At 63.0% G+C, this 1,253-nt stretch carries 2 protein-coding genes; both read left to right on the top strand.

Annotated elements, in window-relative coordinates:
- Positions 1 to 57 precede the first annotated feature (57 nt).
- The gene (locus AC1DYI_RS36080) at positions 58 to 486 is read left to right on the top strand and encodes a CopG family transcriptional regulator (RefSeq protein WP_477208893.1); all 429 of its coding nucleotides are present in this window, start codon (positions 58 to 60) and stop codon (positions 484 to 486) included.
- A gap of 27 nt (positions 487 to 513) precedes the next feature.
- Positions 514 to 1,253: extracellular catalytic domain type 1 short-chain-length polyhydroxyalkanoate depolymerase (locus AC1DYI_RS36075; RefSeq protein WP_477208892.1), on the top strand; the 740-nt coding region annotated here is incomplete at its 3' end.

Below are 1,253 nucleotides of genomic sequence, written 5' to 3'. Positions count from 1 at the left end.
CGCGGAGTGTCCTGAATATGCTCCAATTGGATTCCAAATGGAATCCAGGTGGATGGCATGAGTGACCACAAGAACGGCGAACTTCAACCAAAGCAACGGGCTGGCGAGACCGAGAAGATGACAGTGAATGTCGGTGTGGTCGATCTCGGCCACGTCGATCTTCTGGTGCAGGAAGGGTTCYATTCCAACCGCTCGGACCTCATCCGGACCGCACTTCGAAATCAGCTCGCGCTGCATGCCGACGCGGTGAAACAGACCGTGGCGCGCAGAACCCTCACGGTCGGCCTGCAGCACTACAGCCGTGAAGACCTGGAGCGAGTGGTCGCCGCTGGGCAACGCCTGCAGGTGCAGGTTGTGGGCCTTGCTCGCATCGCAGACGACGTCACCCCAGAGCTTGCGCGCGCCGCCATCGAGTCCGTGACGGTGCTGGGCGCCTTCCAGGCGAGCCCCGCTGTGCGGCGGGCCCTGTCCGACCGCATCCATTGATCCACTTCAACCCACAGAAGGACCTTCATGACCAACCCTTTCAACCCACGCGCGCCCGCCTTCGACGCCGTTGACATCGACGAGACGATTCAACGCGCGTTCAAGTCTGCCGGGCTGGACACCACATCGGGCCCGATGCAAAGCGTGATGGAGACGATTCGGCGCGCGCTGGCCTCGGGCAGGCCTTCGGCTGCCAAGCCTTCCGCCGCGAGCGATTCCTTCATCGACGTCTCGGCGCGCGTTGTCAGCGTGGATGAGGAAGACGGTGACTGCGAATTCGAGCGCAGGCCGTTCGAGCGTCACACGCAAGCATTCGGGACCTTCGAAAGGTACGACTTCAGCAATCACGCCGGTGCCCGGTCTTACAAGCTGTACGTGCCTGCCAGGATTGCGGACACACCGCCGCCGTTGGTGGTGATGCTGCACGGCTGCACCCAGTCGGCCGATGACTTCGCCGCGGGCACGCAGATGAATCGCCTGGCCGAAGAACAAGGCTTTCTGGTGGCCTATCCCGAGCAGGCCACGCACGCGAATTCGTCGAAGTGCTGGAACTGGTTCAAGACGCAGGACCAGGCGCGTGACGCGGGCGAACCTTCGCTGATTGCCGGCATGGTCCGCGAGATCGTGTCACGTCACGGCGCAGACCCGCGCCGTGTCTTTGTCGCAGGGCTCTCGGCTGGCGCAGCGATGGCCGTGGTCCTCGGGGAGACTTATCCGGAGGTGTTTGCAGGCGTTGGGGTTCATTCCGGATTGCCTTACGGCAGTGC

Source organism: Ideonella sp. P3_A4 (assembly GCF_056403075.1).
Note: the sequence above shows the minus strand (reverse complement) of the source record. Positions and strands in the feature narration are given on the sequence as shown.